This window comes from Paracoccus alcaliphilus (assembly GCF_028553725.1).
GTDB lineage: Bacteria > Pseudomonadota > Alphaproteobacteria > Rhodobacterales > Rhodobacteraceae > Paracoccus > Paracoccus alcaliphilus.
The window spans coordinates 118100-140281 of the sequence record NZ_CP067124.1 but is presented as its reverse complement, the minus strand read 5'-3'; the positions used below and the strand labels follow the sequence as shown (position 1 = coordinate 140281).

Genomic DNA, 22182 nt, shown 5'->3' with positions numbered 1-22182 from the left:
GGGTTCAGTCCCTCGTCGCGGTCTCCTGTTGCTGCTGGCGCGCGTGGCGCTGTTCTTCCAGCAGGGGTTCATATCGGCGGTCGGTCAGCGTTTCCAGAAACGCCACCAGCGCATCGACCCGCGCATCGTTCACCATCAGCCCCGATTGCAGTTCCGGCATGGACAGGTTTTCGGCCACCTCGGGCGGGCCCCAGTCCTGACCGGTTTCGGGGTTGATCTGATGGATCGGGCGACGGCTGGGATACTTATTATAGAACATGACCGCCGTGCGCAGGTCCTTGAAAATGCCGTTGCGCATATAGGGGGCGGTCACGGCGACATTGCGCAGCGTCGGCACCTTGACCCGCCCGGCCTGCGCGGGGTCGTCGATGCCGGGTCGGTCCAGCAGGCCCTGATCGACGTGATCCGGCCCCATGCCGTTCAGCGCCCGGACCTCGTGGTTCGCGGGCACGCCGATATTGTGATATTCAAAGCTGGTGAAGGTTTCGCGCGGGGTCACGCCCTGCTTGCGCAACTGATGGCACAGGCGGCAATTCCATGTGATGAAGACCGTGTGCCCGAATTCCTCTTGCGGGGTCAGTTCGACCTCTCCGCGCTGGTAACGGTCGAATTTGGAATCGAAGGGCGCGAATTCCTCGGTGCTTTGATAGGCGGCCAGCGCCTCGGTCGTGTAATCGAAGGCGGCATCCACGTCATCCAGCGCGCCATCGCCAAAGACGGTCTCGAACGCGGCTTGATAGTGTTCCTCGTCGCGCAGCCGGCCGATGACCGAGGCCTTGTCGGGCATCCCCATCTCGGCCGGGTTCAGCATCGGCTGGCCTGCCTGATCCTTCAGGTCGTCGGCGCGCCCGTCCCAGAACTGCCCGCCCTTGAAGCGGCCCTTGTCATCCTGATGGAAGGCGGGGCTGAGAAAGGCATAGGACAGGGTCGGCGTATTGCGATCGCCCCATGATTCCCCGTCATCGCCCAGAGACACCGCCCGGCCCGCCGCCGTTTCCCGCGGATCGGTAAAGGCGTGGTTGGGGTCGTGGCATGTTGCGCAGGACTGGGTGCCGTTGCGCGACAGAAGCGGTTCGTGGAAAAGCTGCTGGCCCAGTTGCTCCAGCGCGGTCAGCTCACCGGTTTCGCTGTGGCGCTGGCTGCGCTCTGATGCCGCGCTGACCGCGATCGCCGTGGTGGTCAGGATCACCGGGGACATCAGCAGCAGGGTGTTCAGGTAATTGCGCATCGCATCAGGCCCTTGCCCCGGCCCGGCGCGTGCCCAGCCGTTCCATCGCGGTAGCCTGCGCATGGGCCAGCGCCGCGCGACTGTCGCTGCGGGCGCGGATCTCGGCCTGGATCAGCCGATGGGCGATGAGATCCGACAGATTGGCCAGCTGCGCCAGACTGCGCTGCGCCGGAAGATCGTCCGGCACCGGGGCCAGCACCCGATCCGGCGTGATCAGCCGGTCATGGTGGGGGTGCATCAGGTCGATCAACTGATCCAGCGTCAGGTCCTGCAAGGGCTGCGGCCATGCCAGCGCGCCGGAATGGATCAGCATTTCCTGCGTCACCCGCAGCAAGTCGGCGCCGCTGTTCGCCAATGCGGGATGCCGGTTCTGCGCCGCCTTCAGCACCGCAAAGCCCGCCATCAGGCGGCTAGCGGCGTCAAAGGCGTTCCGCGCCCGCTGGAACAGCTCGACGAAGGGGGCAAGGTCGCGCTCGACCGGTTGCAGGGCCTCGAAATCCAGTTCCATCGCACTGGGGCGGAAGGGCGTGCAGCGCCAGCGCGCGCCATGCGACATATCCTGTATGCGCCAGCCGCCGATGGCCATGCCGCGACCGATCTCGGCCAGATAGCGCATTAGCCGGGGCTGGAAATCCTTGTGGGCGGTCATCAATGCCTCTTCGGCCGAGGTGGCGGGCAGCTGATAGATCACCTCGCCCAGCTTGCCCGCTTCGTTGCCATAGATGAAGATATGCGCGCCGGGCGCGCCGGGGCCTGCCGGGATGTCCAGCGGTTCGGTATCGGCCACCACATCCAGCTCCCACGACTGGCTGACCGGGTTGCGCAAATAGAACCCGACGATGAAGTCCCGGCTGCTGCCATCCGCCTGCGACAGGCGGATGGTCTCGGGCGCGGTTTCGGCCTTCAGCGACGAACGGATGTCATAGGGAATCCACATGACTCGAGGCCCTCCCTTGGGTCTATTCCACGATGACCTTGCCGCGCATGAAGGGATGCGGCGTGCAATGGTAATCATAAGTGCCGGGTTCGTTGAAACGGGCCGACCAGCTTTCGCCCTTTTTCAGCATCGTGCCCCGCAATTCCGCCTCGGCGGCGACCCCGGCGGTGAAATGGACGTTGTGGGGCATCACCTCCTGATTGGTCCAGGTGACGGCGTCACCGGCCTTGATGGTGATTTCCGGCGTCTCGTATTTCAGCTGGTCGATATTCACGACCACCGCATCTTCGGGGGCGGTGTCGAGAACCTCGACCTTGTCGGCAAAAGCGCCGGTGGCAGCGGTCAGGGCCATCGCGGTTGCGGCCATCAGGGTCCGCGCCTTCGTCAGGAATGTCATTTCTTTCTCCATGGGGCAGGGTGTCAGAGGCGGCGGACCCGCCTCTGACGGTCGTGGTCAGCTTGCCTTGCCGATGATGGGCGAGATGGTGCAGTGATAGGTCATCGCGTCATCCTCGGCCCCGAAGCACCAGATGATGTCATTGGCGAATTCGGGGCGATAGACGGGCAGTTCGCCCTCGGTGTTCAGGCAGGGGCAGCGGCCCGGCATATTGGCGCCGCAGCAGTCGCGATAGGCGATCAGATAGCTTTCGCCATCGGTCGGGTTATAGCAGCTGGCCACCCATGACGCCGTTGCCAGCTTGGTGCCCGGCGGGCAGTTGGTCAGCGAGCCGCCAGAGCAGTCGCAGATATTGCCGTCGATGGAACAGTGCCGCCAGTAATCGCAGGACTGGATATCGGTGTCCTGCGGCTGCCATTTGGCGCGCGGATCGGTGCCCTCGGCGGGGCTGGCCGCATGGGCGCGGCTGACCCGGCCCCGACGGTCCACCGGCAACAGCGGTATCAGCGCCCCGCCTGCCATGATTGCACCCAGCCGACCGATCGCGCCACGGCGGCTGGTGCGGCCAGCGACCCGGCGGGACAGTTTCTCGACCACATTGTCGAACCTGAAATTCCCCAGCATCGTATTCCTCCCTCTGCTTGGGGTTGAGACTGAACGGCCGGATCAGGCCGCGCTTTTCTTGCGCCCGGCGATGAACTGCTGCAGCGAGGCAAAGCCGGTCTTGTCGGCCTCCAGCAGGCTTTCCAGATGTTCGCGGGTATTGGTCAGGCCCTTGGCCTTGATCACCCCTTCGGCGTCAAGCAGCACCCCGTAAGGGATCTTGCCGACCTGGAAGGCCATGCCGATCTCGGCCGAGACGACATAGCGGATCTGGCCCAGCTCGTGGTTTTCAAGGAAACGGGCATGTTCCTCGGGCGCGCCGTCGCTGACCATCACGACCGAGATCTTCTCGGCCCGGGCGATGGATTTGATGATCGGGAACAGCTTGTCGCAAACCGGGCAGGTCGGCGCGGTGAACATCAGCAGCAGGGGCCGCCCTTCGGACGCGCCGCCGATCCGGACGCTGCGCCCGAAATAGTCCGGCAGCTCGAATTCGGGCGCGGCGTCGCCGATATCGGGGCCGTGATCGGTGATCATGGCGCCCATCGGCGACGAGCGTTCATGCAGCAGCCCGATCTGGCGCATCAATCCCAGCAGCACCACCGACACGCCAAGGAACGCGACCCACAGCAGGATATTGGAAGCAATCAGAAACGTCATGTCAGCGTCCTTTCGGTGACAGGGTTTGGTTCTGCCGGGCGGCGATCCCGCCCAGCATCGAGGCGCTGAAATAAAGCAGCATGAAGACGGCCCCGGCGATCAGCCCGACCAGCAGGTCGGCGATGCCGCCGCCGCCAGTGACCGGCAGCAGTCCCGCGATGGCCAGCGCCAGCCCGGTCAGCACAAGGTTGCGTCCCACCATCAGCCAGCTGATCTGCTGTTTCAGGCCGTTGCGGAAACAGCCGCAATCGATCTGCGTGCGCCCGCGCATGACGTTGATGGCGATGGCCACCCCGAACAGCGCCAGCAACCCGGCCCCGGCCCATGCGGCGGGCACGGCAAGGGCGGTGATCATCAACCCCGCCGCCACCGCCAGTTCCACCACCGGCAGCACCATCGCCACCGCGCGGCTGGCCGCGTCCGGCAGCAGCCGGAAGTTGCGGACCACGCCATGAAACTCCTCCATGGCGGTCAGCTTCGAGATCGCCGCCGTCGCGAAAAGCAGCGCCAGAAAGCCGCGCAGCCCCCATGTCAGCAACGGCTCGTAAAACACCCCCTCCATGTCAGGAATCCATGTCATGGGTGGTGATGATCTGCGGGCCGTGGCCCAGCTGATCGACGCTGCGCAGCTCTTCGCCGCTTTCGGCGTCATAGATATACAGCGTCTTGTCCCCCGCCGAGAGCCCATAGAGCAGCGGTTCGGCATCCTGGCTGACATTGATCGAGTCGATCTCGTGGCCCATTTCCAGCTTCGCGAGCCGCTCGCCGGTTTCGGCGTTCATCACCACGACAAAGCGGCTGGCGGTCTTGTGGCGCCATTCGTCGCGCTGATCGACCAGCAGGAAAATGCGGTTCGACTGGCGGTGATAGGCGGTCTGCTGCCAGCCGCCGGGGCGCCAGTCGTCAGCGCGCTCTTCCTCGGTCAGCGCCTCGAAGGGTTCGCGGAAGCTGGCCTGATCCTCCGTCAGGTCCATCTGGAAGATCTTGCCGGTATAGGTCGGCCAGACCAGACGGCCCGAACGCAGCGAAAATGCCGGATGGTTGATCAGCAGCTCGTTTTCGGCATGGAACACCTCGGTATTGGTCACCTCGGCCTCGCCATCGGCGAAATCGACGCGGGCAAGGCTGCCATCGCGGCAGTTCATGTAGAACACCGTCGGAGAGGCCGGGAAGATGTGATAGCAGTCGGGCACATCCACCATCCGCTCGAATTCCCCGGCCTCGAGATTGACCAGACCGACGGCGGGCGCGGGCGAGAACTGATAGAACAACAGGTATTTGTTGTCCGTGGTCAGCGCGTTCATCCACTGATAGGTGCCGACAAGGAAACGCGAGGCTTCGGGCAGCTCGATATCGGCGGTGGGCTGGAAGGTGACCGGGTCGAACACCTCGACATAATCGGTGCGCTTGCCGCGCGCGATGCGTTCAAAGACCGTGCTGGCCTGCGCGAAGAACGAACCGTCCTCGGCCGCCACCGGATGCGGAAGGAAGCCGCCATCGGTCATCCCCAGCACCCGCCCGGTCGAGCCGTCAACGACATATTGCTGCGTCACCGCCGCGAAATGGGCCGGGTCCTGGATATAGACGCGGCGCGCATCGGGTGCGGGCGCATCGAGGATCACCGGCTCGTCATCCTCGCCTGCGGCCAGCTTTTCGGCTGCCTCGGCGGCGGCGCGCTGGCCTTCGGTCATCTCTTCGGCGGGCGTCTGGGCGGCTTCCCCGGCCTCGGCTTCGGCGGGCTGGCTTTCCTCTGCCGGTTCCTCGGCGGTCTGGGCCCATGACGGGCCAAGTGCAAGGCCCGATCCGATCAGGCAGGTCGTCAGCAGTAACAGATATTTGGGGGTCGGTTTCGGTGGATAGGCCATCAGTTCCTCCCTGAGATGGCGACCGAGGCCGGACGACGCCTTGCGGGTCGGGCGAACGGTCGAAGAATCCGGATTTGGTCAGCGGGCCGCGCCTGTGTCAGGCGGCCAGCGCAAGAACGGCGAAGGCGGCGCCAAGCATCGACAGGATGACCCCGTCGGCCATCGCGGCGCGCTGCTGGTTGCGGCCCAGCCACGCCTGGATCTGGTAATCCGTCACCGGCAGCAGATTGACCGCGACGGGCAGATAGCGGCCCAGATTGAACAGCGCGATGATCGCGATGGCTTCGGGGATATTACCCGTCAGGATCGCGGCGGCGGTCATCATGTAAAGCAGGGGTGTCTGCACATAGGTCAGGTAATCCAGACCCAGCGACAGCCCGTAAAGCCCGCCGATCACCCATTTCGGAAAGCGGTTGCGTGCGTCATGGGGCACCTGCGCGCGCCGCTGCGGATAGGGCATGCGCAGCAGGTCCAGCTGATGCGCGCCATAGGCCAGCCCGATCACCGCCAGCAGGGCCAGCGCGAATGTGGTCGCAAGACCCGACAACCCGGCGATGCCGCCGATCGCGCCCAGCAATGTGCCAAGGATGATCGCCCCCAGCGCATAGCCCAGCCCGTGCATCGCGAAGGTGGGCAGCCAGCCCAGCACCGCCCGCACCCCGCGCCCCGTGGGTCGCAACAGCGAAATCGAGGAATAGCCGCAGGGCGACCATGTGGACAGGATGCCGCCCGCCACGGCGGCCAGCCCGATCATTGCCCCGACCGGCGCCCCGCCGGATACGCCTTTCAGCGCGAACCCGCCCGCGGCACCCAGCACAACTCCGGCCGCCAGTAATGCCAGCCGCATTCCCCGTGATACGCCGCCCGTAAAGGCGATGCAGTCGCTGACGCCCTCGGAACGTTCCGGTGTCAGAACTTCGTTAATCGCGGTCACCTTACGCCTCCTCTCGTCTGGTGGGTCGCCTCTCCTTGCGGTTGCGGCAGGACCACAGCGACAGTGCGACGCGATGTCACAGGCGGTAAGGCAGGAAATCCGCGAGCCCCCCCTGCAAAAATGCAGGGGATTCGGGTGACCTTCACCAAGTTACTGACGGATATGTGAAATTTTTACGACGTTTTGCCCGGGGTGGGGATTTCGATACTCATATTTTGGTATGAGATGGGCGCAGTGCAACTCAACCCAGCAGGTCGGCGCACCAGTCCGAGATGTGCCGGGCAAGGCTGTCATTGCGCAGATGCGGCTGCGACAACATCCAGATTTCGCGCGATTCGGGCAGGGGTGTGATATCGACCGGGGCATTCGGGTCCAGCGTCTGGGCCAGAAATTCGGGGATCACGCCGGTGGCCTGTCCGCTGGCCACGACCGAACAGATGATGCTGAGATTCATGGTCTCCAGCCGGATCGGGTTGTCGCCCTGAACCTGTTGCAACTGCCGCATTTCGGGCGTGGCGCTCAGCACCGGGGGATAGGCCACCAGCACCGGATCGGGGTCGCGGCCGCGAATCAGGCACAGCTTCATCTCTCCGATCCGGCGCATCAGGAAATCCCCCTGTCGCGGACGGCTGAGCCGGATGGCGAAATCGGCCTCCCACCGGGACATATCGACACTTTGATCCGATGTGTCGAGGCTGAGCGACAGTTCCGGCCGCTCCTTCAGCAGGGCAGGCAGATGCGGCGCCAGATAATGTTCGGCGATGGCCGGAATGGTCGTCAGCCGCAGGCGCCGCCGGGAATAGTCATGCCGCTGCAACATCCGCTCGATATCGTCGGCGGTCTGTTCGACATCGTAAAGCTGTTGCAGGATGGCGCGGCAGGGGCCGGTCGGGTTGCGTCTGCCGTCCACGGCCTCGAACAGGGTCACACCAAAGCTGCTTTCCAGCCGCGCAATGCGGCGGCTGACGGTGGTTTCGTCCATATGCAGCAGTCTTGCGGCCTTGGAATAGGAGTTCGTCTTGCTGACGGTCGAAACAATGCGCAGATCGTCCCAGTTCATCTCATTGGACTCATCGGAAAGGGGCGCTTAACCAGCGTGGTCGGTGATCGTCCATCCGACCTGTGCCATAGTCAATAGACCGCATCACAGGGCGGCCATGACCAGCCGATCAGGGTTGCCCCGGCGCGGGGAAACGACGCCCCTTAGGCGCGGCGGTCAAGCTGGCCGATCTTCAGGACTTCCAGCACCTTTGCCTCGATATGGGCGGCATTCAGTGCCGAATCGTCATACATCGCATAGGGCGCGTCATGGTCGATGAAGCGGTCCGGCAGCACCATCGAACGGAAGGCCAGCCCGCGATCAAACACGCCCTCATCCGCCAGAAGTTGCGCGACATGGCTGCCGAAACCGCCGACGGCGCCTTCCTCCAGCGTGATCAGCGCGTCATGGCCCGCCGCCAGTTTCAGGATCAGGTCGCGGTCCAGCGGACGGGCGAAACGGGCGTCGGCAATGGTGGGAGAGATGCCGCGCGCCGACAGGGATTCGCGGGCGGCCATCGCCTCGGACAGGCGGGTGCCGAAGGACAGGATGGCGACGGAATGGCCCTCGGCGATCATGCGGCCCCTGCCGATGGGCAGGATTTCCCCGCGCTCGGGCATCTCGACCCCGGTGCCTTCGCCACGCGGAAAGCGGAAGGCGATGGGGCCTGCGTCATGGGCGGCGGCGGTGGCGACCATATGGACCAGCTCGGCCTCGTCGGCGGCGGCCATGACCACGAAACCGGGCAGGTTCGACAGGAAGGCGATGTCATAGGCGCCGGCATGGGTGGGGCCGTCCTGCCCGACCAGCCCGGCGCGGTCGATGGCGAAACGCACCGGCAGGCCCTGCACCGCCACATCATGGACGATCTGGTCATAGCCGCGTTGCAGGAAGGTGGAATAGAGCGCGCAGAAGGGCTTCATCCCGCCCGCCGCCAGCCCGGCGGCAAAGGTCACGGCATGCTGTTCGGCGATGCCCACGTCGAAGGTGCGGCGCGGGAAACGCTCGGCAAACTGTTTCAGGCCGGTGCCGTCGGGCATCGCGGCGGTAATGCCCAGAATGCGGTCGTCGCGCCCGGCCTCGTCGATCAGCGCGCGGGCAAAGACCGAGGTATAGCTGGGCGCGTTGGATTTCGCCTTGGCCTGCTGGCCGGTCAGCACGTCAAAGCGGCCCCGCGCATGGCCGCGATCATCGGCGTTTTCGGCGGGCGCGTAGCCCTTGCCCTTTTTCGTCACCGCATGGATCAACACCGGCCCGTCGGCCCGCGCCCTGACCGTGCGCAGCAGCGGCAGCAACTGGTCCAGATCATGGCCATCGACCGGGCCGATATAGCTGAATCCCAATTCCTCGAACAGGGTGCCGCCGACGGCCATGCCCTTCAGCATTTCCTTTGCGCGGCGCGCGCCCTCTTGCATAGGCGATGGCAGCAGGCTGACGGCGCCCTTGGCTGCGGCCTTCAGCTCCTGGAACGGCCCGCCGGTATAAAGCCGGGTCAGATAGGTGGACAGCGCGCCGGTGGGGGGCGCGATCGACATCTCGTTGTCGTTCAGGATCACGAACAGCCGCTTGCCCAGATGGCCGGCATTGTTCATCGCCTCGAAGGCCATGCCCGCGCTCATGGCGCCGTCGCCGATCACCGCGATGGCATCTCCGGGATCGCCGCCCAGATCGCGCGCCACGGCAAAACCCAGCGCGGCGGAAATCGAGGTGCTGGAATGGCCCGCGCCGAAGGGGTCATAGGGGCTTTCCGCGCGTTTGGTGAACCCGGCCAGCCCGCCGCCCATACGCAGGGTGCGGATACGGTCGCGCCGCCCGGTCAGGATCTTGTGCGGATAGCACTGATGGCCCACGTCCCAGATGATCTTGTCGCGCGGCGTCTCGAAGACCGCATGCAGCGCCACAGTCAGTTCCACCACGCCCAGCCCCGCGCCCAGATGGCCGCCGGTGACGCTGACCGCGCTGATCGTCTCGGCCCGCAACTCATCGGCCAGCTGTCGCAGCTCGCGGTCGCTCAGCCCCTTGAGGTCCGAGGGCAGGGTCACGCGGTCCAGAACCGGGGTCCGGGGCCGGTCGGTCTTGGCGAGGTCGGTCATGGCTGGCCCTCCGGGCATGTCAGGGGCGGGCGTTTCAAGTGTCGCGCTCGATAACGAAACGCGCAAGGGCGCGCAAGTTTCCCGCATCCTCGCCATAGGGGGCAAGGGCCTGCTGGGCCACATCGCACAGGCGCTGCGCCTCGGCCTGCGCCCCTTTCAGCCCCAGCAACGACACGAAGGTGGCCTTGCCCGCCGCGCCATCCTTGCCGACGCGCTTGCCGGTGGTGGCCTCGTTTCCGGTCACGTCCAGAATGTCGTCGGTGATCTGGAAGGCCAGACCCAGCGCATCGGCATAGCGGTCCAGCGCCCCGGTATCCGCATGCGCGATCAGCGGCCCGGCACTGGCGGCAAAGCGGATCAGCGCGCCGGTCTTGCCGCCCTGCAAGCGGGTGATCGCGGCCAGATCCAGCGGTTCGGACGCGCTTTCGGCGGCGATGTCCAGCGCCTGCCCCCAGACCATGCCCCCGGCGCCCACGGCGCGGGCAAAGGCGCGGATCAGCCGCAGCCGCGCGCCTGCATCGCCGATCTCGTCCCGCGTCAGCAGATCGAATGCCAGCGTCTGCAAGGCATCACCGGCAAGGATCGCGGTCGCCTGCGTCCATTTCACATGCACCGTCGGCTGGCCCCGGCGCAAATCGTCGTCATCCATCGCGGGCAGATCGTCATGGACAAGGCTATAGGCATGCAGCGCCTCGACCGCGGCCGCGACGGGCAGGGCGGCCTCATCCGCCACCCCATGCAGCCGCGCCGATTCCAGCACCAGAAAGGCCCGCAGCCGCTTGCCACCCGTCGCAGCATACAGCATGGCATGGCGCAATTCGCCGCCCGGCAGCTGCGCGATCGCCGATTCCAGCGCGACCTGCACCCGCGCCTTCACGCCGTCCAGTGCCTGCTGCATTCAAAGCCCCTCGGCCGGTTCCGTGCCCGTGGGTTCGCCATTGGCGGCAAGGGTGATCTTCTCGACCCGCTCCTCGGCCTCGCGCAGACGGGCCTCGCAATGCTGCCGCAGGGCGGCGCCGCGTTCATAAAGCGCGATGGATTCCTCCAGCGTCGCCTCGCCGGTTTCCAGCTTGCCGACGGTCGCCTCCAATTCGCGCATCGCCTCTTCAAAGGACAGCTTCTCGGTCTCGCTCATGCTCCGGCCTCTATCAGCGTTTCGACATGGGCGCGGACGGACCGGCCCAAAGCTGCCAGATCATAGCCACCTTCCAAAGAGGATACCACCGGGGCGCCGCATTCCGCCGCCATGTCGCAGATGGCGCGGGTGATGGCGGTGAAATCGCTTTCGTCCCAGTTCAGTTGTGCCAGCGGATCATCGGCATGGGCGTCGAAACCCGCGGAAACGATCACCAGTTGCGGCTGAAAGGCAAGGGTGCGGGTCAGGATCGCCTGCCATGCCCGCCGTGCCTCGGCCCCGCCGGTTCCCGGTGACAGCGGCACGTTCACGATCTGGCGATGGGCGCCGGCCTCGGCCACCCCGCCGCTGCCGGGAAACAGCGGCATCTGATGGCTGGACGCGAACATTGCCCGCGATTCGTCCCACAGCAGATCCTGCGTGCCATTGCCGTGATGGACGTCGAAATCCAGCACCGCCACGCGCTGCAACCCGTGATGATCCAGCGCCCGTCGGGCAGCAATGGCGACCGTGCCGAACAGACAGAACCCCATCGGCGTCTCGCGTTCGGCATGGTGGCCGGGCGGGCGCATGGCGACGAAGGCATTGGCCATCTGCCCGGCCAGCACGGCATCGACCGCCGCCACCGCACCGCCCACCGCCCGCAACGCGGCCTCCAGACTGCCCGGAGACATATGCGTATCGGCATCCAGCATCGCATAGCCGCGCTGCGGCGAGGCCTCGCGAATCCGGTCCAGATATGATTGCGGATGGCAGCGCAAAATCTCGGCATCCTCGGCCACCGGCGCCTCGCGCCGGTCCAGCGCAAGACCCTCCAACGCCGCATCCACCACCTTTGCGCGCGCCATCTGTTCGGGGTGCCCCGGTGGTGTCAGATGGCCGATCGCGGCCGGATGCCAGAACAAACCCGTCGTCATGCGGCCCTCCCTTGCCATTCGACCCGCAGGCTAAGGCGGTGGCCCGGCTTGCGCAAGCCGCGGCCCCACCCCCTCGCACTTCTGAAAAATACCTTCTGGGGGTCCGGGGGGCGAAGCGCCCCCGGCCTGCCAGCCCGCGCAGGTTCTGCCACTGTCAAGCCCCGATTGCGGCGCTTGCGCACCAGCACACAGAAATGTTGGCCAAATCTCGGGAATAATCGGGAAAAGGGGGTTGAAAACAGGCGGTCAGCCCGGCATTGGGATAGCAGTTCTCCAGATTGCAAATGCGATGCCGAGAGGGTCCCCCTTTTGCGGCATTCCGGGCTGCTGTCGGGGATAATGGAGGCAGGGATGCCGGGCTGAATGCGACGTAAAACGGGGGACGGGCAACGACATGGCTGAACAGAATCTGGTTCTGATCCTTGTCTTTCTGCCGTTTCTCGGGGCGATCGCCGCCGCGACCCTGCCATCGAATGCCCGAAATGCCGCCGCTTGGCTGGCCGCCTGCACGATGGGGCTGGGGCTGATCATCCTTGCCGGTGTTTTCGACGAGATCGCGGCCGGTCAGGTGGTGCGTGGCACACTGGACTGGGTGCCCTCGCTGGGGCTGTCGCTGTCCTACCGGATCGACGGCTTCGCATGGTTCTTCGTCACGCTGGTTCTGGGGATCGGCGTGCTGATCGTGCTTTACGCGCGCTATTACCTGTCGAAATCCGATCCGGTCCCGCGCTTCTATGCGCTGCTGCTGGCTTTTACCGGCGCGATGGTCGGCGTGCTCGTGTCCGGCAATATCCTGATGCTGGTGGTCTATTGGGAGCTGACCTCGGTCATTTCCTTCCTGCTGATCGGCTATTGGTATCAAAGCGCGGGGGCGCGCGACGGCGCGCGCACGGCGCTGATCGTCACGACGGCGGGGGGGCTCAGCCTGCTGATGGCGATGCTGATCCTGGGCAAGATCGTCGGCAGCTATGATCTGGACCGGGTGCTGTCCTCGGGCGACGTGATCCGGGCGCATCCGCTCTATCCCGTGGTGCTGGGGCTGTTCCTGCTGGGTGCCTTCACCAAATCCGCGCAGTTCCCGTTCCATTTCTGGCTGCCCGGCGCGATGGCCGCCCCGACGCCGGTTTCGGCCTTTCTGCATTCGGCCACGATGGTCAAGGCAGGGGTGTTTCTGCTGGTGCGCTTTACCCCGGCCCTGGGCGGAACCGATGCGTGGTTCCTGCTGGTGGCGGGCGCGGGCATCATCACCATGGTCATGGGCGCCGTGATCGCGCTGTTCCGTCACGACCTCAAGGGTCTGCTGGCCTATTCCACCATCAGCCATCTGGGGCTGATCACCACGCTGGCCGGGATCGGCGGGCCGGCGGCAATCCTTGCCGCGATCTTCCACATCGCCAACCACGCGGTGTTCAAGGCCTCGCTGTTCATGTCGGCGGGGATCATCGACCACGAGGCCGGGACCCGCGACATGCGCCGCCTGTCGGGGCTGATGCGGCTGATGCCGATCACCGGCACGCTGGCGATCATCGCCGCCGCCGCCATGGCCGGGGTGCCGCTGCTGAACGGTTTCCTGTCGAAAGAGATGTTCTTTGCCGAGGCGGTCGAACTGCACAACGGCAGCTGGCTGGATGGTGCGCTGCCCTGGCTGGCCACCATCGGCGGGATTTTCTCGGTCGCCTATTCGCTGCGCTTCATCCTGACGGTGTTCTTCGGCCCGGCGCCTGTCGATCTGCCGAAAGAACCGCACGAGCCGCCCGCATGGATGCGCCGCCCGGTCGAGCTGTTGGTGCTGATCTGCCTGCTGGTCGGCATCCTGCCCGCGCTCACGCTGGGGCCGCTGATGAATATCGCCGCGCGTTCGGTGCTGGGGCCGGATATGCCGCATTTCGACATCGCCATCTGGCACGGCGTCAATGCGCCGCTGATCATGAGCATGATCGCGCTGGCCGCGGGTGCCATCATCTATCTGTTGTTCGCGCGCCGGATCGCGGAAGGCCCCGAGGGGCCGCCGCTGCTGTATCGGATCCGCGCGCAGAAGATCTATGACTGGCTGATGTTCCGGCTCAGCTGGAAATGGCCGCGCATCATGTCCACCATCATCGGCACCGAAAAGCTGCAACCGCAATTGCGGCTGGTCGTGTTGCTGGCTTTCGCGGCGGCGGCGGCGGCGCTGTGGCACGGATCGGGTGCCGCATTGGGGTCCGATGTGAACCCCGTTTCGCCGGGCTTCGCGCTGATGTGGGCGGTGGGGATTGCCTGCGCCATGGGGGCTGCGTGGCAGGCCAAGTATCACCGCTTTGCGGCGCTGGTGCTGCTGGGCGGGGCCGGGCTGATCACCTGCATGACCTTCGCGTGGTTCTCGGCCCCCGACCTTGCCGTGACGCAGTTGCTGGTCGAGATCGTGACCACGGTGCTGCTGCTGCTGGGTCTGCGCTGGCTGCCCAAACGGCGCGAGGAAATCGCCGAGGACAAGCTGCTGCCCGCCAAGGCCCGCCGCATCCGCGATCTGGTCATCGCGGCGGCATCGGGGCTGGGCATCGCCGGGATCGCCTATGCGATCATGACCCGGCCGATCATCTCGAATGTCGGCAACTGGTTCCTGACCAATGCCTATTACGAGGGCGGCGGCACCAATGTGGTGAACGTCATCCTGGTCGATTTCCGCGCCTTCGACACTTTCGGAGAGATCACGGTTCTGGCCATCGTCGGGCTGACCGTCTACAGCCTGCTGCGTCGTTTCCGCCCTTCGTCCGAAAGCATCGCCGCGCCGGAACAGCAACAGCGCACCAGCAGCGCGGCCTTCAAGGACTACCTTTATGTGCCCTCGGTGATCATGCTGTGGATGTTCCCGGTGATGATCATGATCGCGGCCTATTTCTTCTTCCGCGGGCACGACCTGCCGGGCGGGGGCTTTGCCGCGGGCGTGACGATGGCCATCGCCTTTCTGCTGCAATACATCGCCACCAATGTCCGCTGGGTCGAGGCCCGCATCACCGTGCTGCCGATCCGCTGGATGGGTTTCGGCCTGCTGATGGCGGGCGGCACGGGGATGGCGGCATGGGTCTTTGGCTATCCGTTCCTGACGGCCTATGCGCAATATATCAACATCCCGCTGATCGGTGATGTTCCGGCCGCCTCGGCGCTGGCCTTTGACCTCGGGGTCTTTGCGCTGGTCATGGGCGCGACCGTGCTGATGCTGATCGCCATCGCCCACCAGTCGCTGCGCGCCGCCCGTCTGCGCGAACAGGAAGAGGAAGAGGCCAAGGCCAAGGCCGAAGCAGCCGAAGGGGAGGCCGCCTGATGGAATTTGTCCTGTCCGCCGCGATCGGGATCATGTCGGCTTCGGGGATCTGGCTGCTGCTGCGTCCGCGCACCTTTCAGGTGATCATCGGGCTGTGCCTTCTGTCCTATGCGGTCAACCTGTTCATCTTTTCGATGGGACGGCTGCGCCCGGGCGCGCCGCCGATCATCCCCAAGGGCGGCTTTGTCGATGCCGCCGCCTATACCGACCCCTTGCCGCAGGCGCTGGTGCTGACCGCCATCGTCATCAGCTTTGCCACCACGGCGCTGTTTCTGGTGGTGATGATCGCCTCTCGCGGGACGACCGGCACCGACCATGTTGACGGGCAGGAGCGCGAAAGATGAACGAGATGAACGCGCATCTGATCATCGCGCCGATCCTGATCCCTTTCATCGCCGGGGCGGTGATGCTGCTGTATGATGATCGGCAGCGGAAGGCCAAAATGTGGCTCAGCCTGCTGTCGGCGGCGGCGCTGCTGGTCGTTTCGATCCAGCTGCTGGACCGGGCCAAGGATGCCGGGCTGTCTGATACCGGCGCGATGGGCTTTTATCTGCTGGGCGACTGGATGGCGCCCTGGGGGATCGTGCTGGTCATCGACCGGCTGGCGGCGGTGATGTTGCTGCTGACGGCGCTGCTGGCGATTCCGGCGCTGATCTATGCCACCGCCGGATGGCAGCGGCAGGGACAGCATTTCCATTCGCTGTTCCAGTTCCTGCTGATGGGGCTGAACGGGGCCTTCCTGACCGGCGACCTGTTCAACCTGTTCGTGTTCTTCGAGGTTCTGCTGGCGGCGTCCTATGGCCTGCTGCTGCATGGCTCGGGGCAGTTGCGCATCCGCGCGGGGCTGCATTACATCGCCATCAACCTGACCGGATCGCTGCTGTTCCTGCTGGGCGTCAGCCTGATCTATGGCGTCACCGGCACGCTGAACATGGCGCATCTGGCCAATCTGGTCTCATCCATCCCCGAGGGAGACCGGCCGCTGTTCCATGCCGGTGTCGCGCTGCTGAGCGTGGCCTTCCTGATCAAGGGCGGCAGCTGGCCGCTGTCCTTCTGGCTGCCCACCACCTACATGGCCGCCGCCGCGCCGGTGGGGGCGATGTTCGCGATCATGACCAAGGTCGGGGTCTATGTGATCCTGCGGCTGTCGATGCTGCTGTTTGGCGAGGGCGCCGGCCCCTCGGCCGGGTTCGGGGCGGAACTGCTGATCTTCAGCGGCATGGCGACGATCCTGTTCGGCATGGTCGGTGTGCTGTCCAATCAGGGCCTTGGACGGATGGCGGCCTTTCTGGTGCTGATCTCGTCGGGCACCGTGCTGGGCATCACCGGCTTTGCGCAGGCGGGCGGCGGGCAGGCGATGCTGGCGGGGGCGCTGTATTACATGGTCGGCTCGACCCTTGCGACCGGTGCGCTGTTCCTGCTGATCGAACCGATGAGCCGAGAGGACGGCGGCATCGCCGCGATGCTGGCGCTGACCGCCGACGCCTATGGCATGGAAGAGCCCGATCTGGACGACCCCGAAGAGCCCGGCTTTGCCATACCCGGTTCGATGACGGTTCTGGGCATCGGTTTCGTCTTTTGCGTGCTGGTGCTGTCGGGCACGCCGCCGCTGGCCGGGTTCATCGGCAAGGTGGCGATGATTTCGGCGCTGCTGGATGCGACCAACCTGCCGCCGAATCTGGCATGGGCCTTTGCCGGGCTGCTGATCGTGTCGGGCTTTGCCACGCTGATCGGGCTGGCGCGGATCGGGATCCAGTCCTTCTGGGCCTCGGACGGGATGGCGCCGCGCGTTCCCGCGCAAGAGGTCGGGCCGGTCATCGCGCTGATGGCGATGGTTCTGCTGCTCAGCGTCAAGGCGCAGGACAGCCTGCGCTATATGGAGGAAACCGCCTCGGCGCTGAACATGCCGCGATCCTATGCCTATGGCGTCTTTTCCGCACCGCGCGCGGGCGAGGCCCCCGACAATACCGCCGTGGCCGATGTCGAGGAGGTCGGCGGCGATAATGGCGCGGCTCAGGCAGGGGAGGTCAGCGAATGAGCCGGTTGATCCCCTATCCGCTGGTCTCGTTCATGCTGCTGCTGATGTGGCTGCTGCTGACCCGCTTTTCGCTGGGGCATGTGGTTCTGGGCGGCGGGCTGGCGGTGCTGGCGGGCTGGGCGATGGCCGCGCTGCAACCGGTGCCGCTGCGTCTGCGCCGCTGGACCATGATCGTGCGGCTGTTCTTTGTGGTGGGCTGGGACATCATCCGTTCCAACATCGCGGTGGCGGGGCTGATCCTGACCAATGGCCGCCACGGCAAGCGGACCTCGGGCTTTGTCCTGATCGAGCTGGAACTGCGCAATCCCAACGGGCTGGCGGTGCTGGCCTGTATCGTGACCGCGACGCCGGGCACCGCATGGCTGGATTACGATTCCGAACGGAACATGCTGATCCTGCATGTCTTCGATCTGCTGGACGAGGAAGAGTGGCGGCAGATCATCCGCGACCGCTATGAATCGATGCTGATGGAGATTTTTGAATGAGCAGCGCGCTGATCATGAATATCGCATTGGGTTACGCCCAGATTGCGCTGGGTCTGGCGGCTGTTCTGGCGGGGCTGCGGCTGCTGCGGGGACCGCGCGCGCAGGATCGGGTTCTGGCGCTGGATACGCTTTATGCGACGGCGATGCTGATGTTCGTGGTCACCGGGATGCGGCTTGGCTCGATGTTCTTCTTCGAGGCGGCGATGGTCATCGGCGTCATGGGCTTTGTCGCCACCGTGGCGATGGCGAAATTCCTGTTCCGGGGCGAGGTGATCGAATGAACGCGCTGGACGGCATCCCGATCTGGCTGGCGATCCTGATCGCGTTTTTCGTGGTTCTGGGCAGCACGCTGGTGATGCTGGGCGCGCTGGGTTTCGCGCGGCTGAGCAATTTCTATGACCGCCTGCATGCGCCGACGCTTGGCACCAGCTGGGGCACGGCGGGGATCATCATCGCCTCGATGCTGCTGGCCAGCTGGCTGGAGGACCGGATCGTCATTCACGAACTGATCATCGGCACCTTCATCATGCTGACGACGCCGGTCACGCTGATTCTGCTGGGCCGCGCGGCGCTGCATCGCGACCGGTCCGAAAACTCGCCTCTGCTGCCCGAGAACGTGCTGACGGCGCGTCGTCAGGGCAAACTGCAAGAGGTTGACGACGCCGGAGAGCCCGAGATGAAGCTGCCCGCCGGGGAAGAGGCGCAGGCCGAAAGCGCCGAGATCCGGCGCGAACATGACTCAGCCGGAAAGACGCCGTCAGAACGGAAATGAGAAAGGGGCGCCGCAGGGCGCCCCTTTCATTTGCCGGACTGGTCCGCCTATTGCGTGATGAATTCGCGCACGAAGGGCGTGGCCGGGGTGGCGCGGATGTCCTGCGGGCGTCCGATCTGCTCGATCCGGCCCATCGACATGACCACGACCAGATCGGCCAGTTCCATCGCCTCGTCCTGATCGTGGGTCACGAAAACCGTGGTCAGCCCGGTCTCATCATGGATGTCGCGCAGCCCTTGCCGCAATTCCTTGCGGACCTTGGCATCCAGCGCGCCGAAGGGTTCGTCCAGCAACAGCATCCGCGGTTCGATCGCCAGCGCCCGGGCCAGAGCCACCCGCTGACGCTGGCCGCCCGACAGCTGCGTGGGATAGCGCGTGCCGATATCGGGCAGCTGGATCAGCGCCAGCAGCTTGTTGACGCGCCGCGCGATTTCGGCCCGTGGCGGGCGGGTGGCGCGGGGCCGCGCCCTCAGCCCATAGGCGATGTTTTCAAACACCGTCATATGCCGGAACAGCGCATAGGACTGGAACACGAAGCCCGCGCGGCGTTCCTGCACGCTCATGCCCGTGGCGTCCTGACCGTTGAACAGCACCCGGCCCGAACTGGGATATTCCAGCCCGCCAAGGATGCGCAGCAGCGTTGTCTTGCCCGAGCCCGACGGACCCAGCAACGCCACCAGCGCGCCCGAAGGGATCGCCAGCGAGACCGGATGCAGCGCGGCGGTCGTGCCGAAGGTCTTGGCGATTTCGTCGATGTCTATATGCATTCGCACCTCCTGTCGGTGACGGATTTCAGTGTCGGTTGGTGGCGGCGATCTGGCCTGCCTGATGACGTTCCAGCACGGTTTTCAGCAGCAGGGTCAGCAGCGCCAGCAGGGTCAGCACCGCCGCCAGCGAGAAGGCGGCGACCGACAGATATTCGTTGTAAAGCATCTCGATGGTGATCGGCATGGTCGCGGTCTGGCCACGGATCTTGCCCGAGACCACGGCGACCGCCCCGAATTCACCCATTGCGCGCGCGTTGCACAGCAAGACGCCGTACAGCAGCGCCCAACGGATATTGGGCAGGGTCACGGTCAGAAAGGTCCGCCGGCCCGAGGCGCCAAGGGTCAGGGCGGCCTCTTCCTCGGCGCGGCCCTGTTCGATCATCACCGGGATCAGTTCCCGGGCGACGAAGGGAAAGGTGACGAAGACCGTGGCCAGAACGATGCCGGGCAGGGCAAAGACGATCGGCCAGCCATTCGCGACCAGCACCCCGCCGATGGCGGAATTGGCGCCGAACAGCAGCACGATGCACAGGCCGGCCACCACCGGACTGACCGAAAAGGGCAGGTCGATCAGCGTGATCAGGAAGGCCTTGCCGCGAAAGTCGAACTTGGTGATGAACCATGCCGCCGCGATGCCGAAGGCCGCGTTCAGCGGCACCGAGATCGCGGCGATGGTCAGCGTCAGCCGGATCGCCGCCTGCGCGTCGGAATTGCCCAGACTGGCGACGGCCGCGCCCCAGCCGCGCGCCAGGGCCTCGGCAAAGACCGCGATCAGCGGGGCAAAGACCAGCAGGACCAGCCCGCCCGCGCCCAGCCCGATCAGCAGACGGCGGGCCAGCGGGGTTTCCTCGGTGGCGGCGCGGAAGGGGATATGGGCGGTGGTATCAGACATGACCGATTCTCCGACGGCTCCAGATCTGGATCAGGTTGATCGCCAGCAGCATGGCGAAGGAAATCACCAGCATGGCGATGCCGATTGCGGCGGCGGCGTCATAGTTGAATTCCTCAAGCTGGATCACGATCAGCAGCGGTGCGATCTCGGTCAGCATCGGGATGTTGCCCGCGATGAAGATGACCGAGCCGTATTCCCCAACCGCCCGCGCCAGCGCCAGCGCAAAGCCGGTCAGCGCGGCGGGCGACAGCATCGGCAGGATCACCCGGCGGATGGTGTAAAGCCGACCGGCGCCAAGCGTGGCCGAGGCTTCCTCGACCTCGCGTTCGATCTCTTCGATCACCGGCTGGACGGTGCGCGCCACGAAGGGCAGCCCGACAAAGACCAGCGCGATGAAGATACCGATCTGGGTATAGGCGATCTTGCCGCTGAACTGCGCGCCGAAGGGGCCGAAGACGGCATTGCCGATGGGTGCGATCCAGTCACGCGCAAACCCGCCCAGTACGCCGTTGGGCGCATAAAGCGCGGTCAGGGCGATACCTGCGACGGCGGTGGGCAGCGCGAAAGGCAGATCGACGGCGGCATCCAGAAACCGGCGACCGGGAAAGCGATAGCGCACCAGCACCCATGCCAGCAGAACCCCGAAGATCAGGTTGAAGATCGCCGCGAACAGCGACAGCCGGAAGGACAGGTAAAGCGCCGCCCAGACGCGGGGACGGTTCACCGTGGCCCAGATGTTGGACAGGCCGAAATTGGCGCCCTGCCACAGCAGGGCACCGATCGGCAGCAGCACAACCAGCGACAGCATGGTCAGGGTGATCCCCGCCGACAGGCCAAGGCCCGGCATCGGGGATCGGTGGATCAGCGGTTGGCGCGTGCGCGTGTTCACGGCTGGCCTCACTGCGGGACGTAGATCTGGTCGAAGATGCCGCCGTCACCGAAATGTTCGTCCTGAACCTGCTTCCAGCCGCCGAAATGCTCGATATCGACCAGCTCGACCTCGGGGAAGCGTTCGACATCCTCGGGCGCGGCGGCCGACGTGTCCCAGGCGCGATAGAAGTGCTTGAAGGCCAGCGCCTGTGCCTCGGGCGAATACAGATAGTCCAGATACTCGTTCGCCAGTTCGCGCTGCGCATCGTCGGCGATATTGCTCTCGACCAGCGCGACCGGCGGTTCGGCCAGCACCGAGACCGAGGGCACGATGATGTCAAACTGATCCTCGCCCAGCTCCTTCAGTGCCAGATAGGCTTCGTTCTCCCATGCCAGCAGCACGTCACCGATGCCCCGCTGCGCGAAGGTCGTGGTCGAGCCGCGCGCACCGCTGTCCAGCACCGGGACGTTCTTGAACAGCTGGCCGACGAATTCCTGCGGCTCTTGCCCGTTCTTTTCGGCCCATGCCCATGCGGCCAGATAGTTCCAGCGCGCCCCGCCGCTGGTCTTGGGATTGGGGGTGATGACCTGCACGCCCTCGGCGATCAGATCGCCCCAGTCGGTGATGTCCCTCGGGTTTCCTTCACGCACCAGAAACACGATGGTCGAGGTATAGGGGCTGGAGTTGTGCGGCAGTTTCGACTGCCAGTCCTCGGGCAGCTTGCCGGCTTCGGCGATGCGGTCGATATCCGAGGCCAGCGCCAGCGTCACCACCTGTGCGTTCAGCCCGTCGATGACCGAGCGTGCCTGAGCGCCCGACCCACCATGCGAGGTCTCGATGCTGGCGCGGTCCTTGCCAAGGCTTTCCCAATGGGCCGCGAAGGCCGCGTTGTATTCGCGATAGAACTCGCGCGTCGGGTCATAGCTGACATTCAGCAGGCTTTGTGCCTGCGCCTGCGGGGCCATCGCGGTGAAGGCCAGAGCCAGCGCCGCAGCCGCTGTTTTCAGCGAACGGGCGACGGGCCAGCCGGTCAGCAGGCTGAACCCGGTCGAAATGGTGATACGGCCATCGCCCTCGTCAGTGATCTTGTCACCCTGGGCTGTGATGCGGTCCGAAATCCTGATCGTGGTGATCATCGCGGTCTTCCTTCAGGCAGCGACCCGACAGCGGGCCATTACCCCCTAATCACGACAGATGAACTGTAGATTTGCAACAGCATATACGAAGCGAAATCTGCCGCTGAAAGAG

Annotated in this window: 23 protein-coding genes; 6 read left to right on the top strand and 17 right to left on the bottom strand. The window is 65.3% G+C overall.

The features are described 5' to 3' along the window. Nucleotides 1–4 precede the first annotated feature (4 nt). From JHW40_RS00735 to JHW40_RS00675, 13 genes are all read right to left on the bottom strand, one after another. On the bottom strand, nucleotides 5–1228 hold the full coding sequence (locus JHW40_RS00735; RefSeq protein WP_170851818.1) for a cytochrome-c peroxidase: 1224 nt from the start codon (nucleotides 1226–1228) through the stop codon (nucleotides 5–7). A gap of 4 nt (nucleotides 1229–1232) precedes the next feature. Next, nucleotides 1233–2165 carry a methylamine utilization protein MauJ gene (gene mauJ / locus JHW40_RS00730; protein WP_170851817.1) on the bottom strand — a complete coding sequence of 311 codons (933 nt, stop codon included), beginning with the start codon at nucleotides 2163–2165 and terminating at the stop codon, nucleotides 1233–1235. A gap of 22 nt (nucleotides 2166–2187) precedes the next feature. Continuing rightward, nucleotides 2188–2562: an amicyanin gene (locus tag JHW40_RS00725; RefSeq protein WP_090612477.1), complete on the bottom strand. Its 375-nt coding sequence runs from the start codon at nucleotides 2560–2562 to the stop codon at nucleotides 2188–2190. A gap of 57 nt (nucleotides 2563–2619) precedes the next feature. Further along, the gene (gene mauA / locus JHW40_RS00720; RefSeq protein ID WP_090612474.1) at nucleotides 2620–3186 is read right to left on the bottom strand and encodes a methylamine dehydrogenase (amicyanin) small subunit; all 567 of its coding nucleotides are present in this window, start codon (nucleotides 3184–3186) and stop codon (nucleotides 2620–2622) included. Between the two features lie 42 nt (nucleotides 3187–3228). Continuing rightward, on the bottom strand, nucleotides 3229–3825 hold the full coding sequence (gene mauD / locus JHW40_RS00715; RefSeq protein WP_090612473.1) for a methylamine dehydrogenase accessory protein MauD: 597 nt from the start codon (nucleotides 3823–3825) through the stop codon (nucleotides 3229–3231). 1 nt (nucleotide 3826) lies between these two features. Further along, nucleotides 3827–4387 carry a MauE/DoxX family redox-associated membrane protein gene (locus JHW40_RS00710; RefSeq protein WP_090612471.1) on the bottom strand — a complete coding sequence of 187 codons (561 nt, stop codon included), beginning with the start codon at nucleotides 4385–4387 and terminating at the stop codon, nucleotides 3827–3829. A gap of 1 nt (nucleotide 4388) precedes the next feature. After that, complete coding sequence (gene mauB, locus JHW40_RS00705; protein ID WP_211657299.1) at nucleotides 4389–5690, bottom strand: methylamine dehydrogenase (amicyanin) large subunit; 1302 nt, start codon at nucleotides 5688–5690, stop codon at nucleotides 4389–4391. Between the two features lie 97 nt (nucleotides 5691–5787). Further along, nucleotides 5788–6624, bottom strand: coding sequence for a methylamine utilization protein MauF (locus JHW40_RS00700; RefSeq protein ID WP_090612470.1), 837 nt, complete (start codon nucleotides 6622–6624; stop codon nucleotides 5788–5790). Between the two features lie 241 nt (nucleotides 6625–6865). Further along, on the bottom strand, nucleotides 6866–7684 hold the full coding sequence (locus tag JHW40_RS00695; RefSeq protein ID WP_090612466.1) for a LysR family transcriptional regulator: 819 nt from the start codon (nucleotides 7682–7684) through the stop codon (nucleotides 6866–6868). Nucleotides 7685–7827: 143 nt separating this feature from the next. Further along, nucleotides 7828–9756 carry a 1-deoxy-D-xylulose-5-phosphate synthase gene (gene dxs, locus JHW40_RS00690; RefSeq protein ID WP_090612463.1) on the bottom strand — a complete coding sequence of 643 codons (1929 nt, stop codon included), beginning with the start codon at nucleotides 9754–9756 and terminating at the stop codon, nucleotides 7828–7830. Between the two features lie 34 nt (nucleotides 9757–9790). Continuing rightward, on the bottom strand, nucleotides 9791–10654 hold the full coding sequence (locus JHW40_RS00685; protein WP_090612460.1) for a polyprenyl synthetase family protein: 864 nt from the start codon (nucleotides 10652–10654) through the stop codon (nucleotides 9791–9793). Continuing rightward, nucleotides 10655–10891, bottom strand: coding sequence for an exodeoxyribonuclease VII small subunit (locus tag JHW40_RS00680; protein ID WP_090612459.1), 237 nt, complete (start codon nucleotides 10889–10891; stop codon nucleotides 10655–10657). Next, nucleotides 10888–11808, bottom strand: coding sequence for a histone deacetylase family protein (locus JHW40_RS00675; protein WP_090612456.1), 921 nt, complete (start codon nucleotides 11806–11808; stop codon nucleotides 10888–10890). Before JHW40_RS00675 ends, JHW40_RS00680 begins: the two co-directional genes overlap by 4 nt. A 394-nt stretch (nucleotides 11809–12202) precedes the next feature. Between JHW40_RS00675 and JHW40_RS00670 the strand changes: the two genes are divergently transcribed. Genes JHW40_RS00670 through mnhG form a run of 6 tightly spaced genes read left to right on the top strand, consistent with a single transcriptional unit; the run spans nucleotide 12203 to nucleotide 18404 of the window. After that, nucleotides 12203–15109, top strand: a complete 2907-nt coding sequence (locus JHW40_RS00670; protein WP_090612454.1) for a monovalent cation/H+ antiporter subunit A — start codon at nucleotides 12203–12205, stop codon at nucleotides 15107–15109. Further along, nucleotides 15109–15453 carry a Na+/H+ antiporter subunit C gene (locus tag JHW40_RS00665; protein WP_090612451.1) on the top strand — a complete coding sequence of 115 codons (345 nt, stop codon included), beginning with the start codon at nucleotides 15109–15111 and terminating at the stop codon, nucleotides 15451–15453. The genes JHW40_RS00670 and JHW40_RS00665 overlap by 1 nt, the downstream gene beginning before the upstream one ends. Continuing rightward, nucleotides 15450–17147 carry a monovalent cation/H+ antiporter subunit D gene (locus JHW40_RS00660; RefSeq protein ID WP_244519195.1) on the top strand — a complete coding sequence of 566 codons (1698 nt, stop codon included), beginning with the start codon at nucleotides 15450–15452 and terminating at the stop codon, nucleotides 17145–17147. The genes JHW40_RS00665 and JHW40_RS00660 overlap by 4 nt, the downstream gene beginning before the upstream one ends. Beyond that, entirely contained in the window at nucleotides 17144–17632 is a 489-nt protein-coding gene (locus tag JHW40_RS00655) for a Na+/H+ antiporter subunit E (RefSeq protein ID WP_090612449.1), read from the top strand. Before JHW40_RS00660 ends, JHW40_RS00655 begins: the two co-directional genes overlap by 4 nt. Next, nucleotides 17629–17913, top strand: coding sequence for a K+/H+ antiporter subunit F (locus JHW40_RS00650; RefSeq protein ID WP_090612446.1), 285 nt, complete (start codon nucleotides 17629–17631; stop codon nucleotides 17911–17913). The genes JHW40_RS00655 and JHW40_RS00650 overlap by 4 nt, the downstream gene beginning before the upstream one ends. Continuing rightward, nucleotides 17910–18404: a monovalent cation/H(+) antiporter subunit G gene (mnhG, locus tag JHW40_RS00645; protein WP_090612443.1), complete on the top strand. Its 495-nt coding sequence runs from the start codon at nucleotides 17910–17912 to the stop codon at nucleotides 18402–18404. Before JHW40_RS00650 ends, mnhG begins: the two co-directional genes overlap by 4 nt. 47 nt (nucleotides 18405–18451) lie before the next feature. Here the strand turns inward: mnhG and JHW40_RS00640 are convergent, their stop codons facing one another. From JHW40_RS00640 to JHW40_RS00625, 4 genes are read right to left on the bottom strand one after another with little or no spacing between them, the layout of a single operon-like run. Beyond that, the gene (locus JHW40_RS00640) at nucleotides 18452–19171 is read right to left on the bottom strand and encodes a sulfate/molybdate ABC transporter ATP-binding protein (protein ID WP_090612441.1); all 720 of its coding nucleotides are present in this window, start codon (nucleotides 19169–19171) and stop codon (nucleotides 18452–18454) included. A gap of 25 nt (nucleotides 19172–19196) precedes the next feature. Then, nucleotides 19197–20063 (bottom strand): sulfate ABC transporter permease subunit CysW, encoded by an 867-nt coding sequence (gene cysW, locus JHW40_RS00635; protein WP_090612438.1) that lies wholly within the window; start codon nucleotides 20061–20063, stop codon nucleotides 19197–19199. Next, nucleotides 20056–20910, bottom strand: coding sequence for a sulfate ABC transporter permease subunit CysT (gene cysT, locus JHW40_RS00630; RefSeq protein WP_090612540.1), 855 nt, complete (start codon nucleotides 20908–20910; stop codon nucleotides 20056–20058). Before cysT ends, cysW begins: the two co-directional genes overlap by 8 nt. Before the next feature lie 50 nt (nucleotides 20911–20960). Continuing rightward, complete coding sequence (locus JHW40_RS00625; protein ID WP_244519197.1) at nucleotides 20961–21899, bottom strand: sulfate ABC transporter substrate-binding protein; 939 nt, start codon at nucleotides 21897–21899, stop codon at nucleotides 20961–20963. Between the last annotated feature and the right edge of the window lie 283 nt (nucleotides 21900–22182).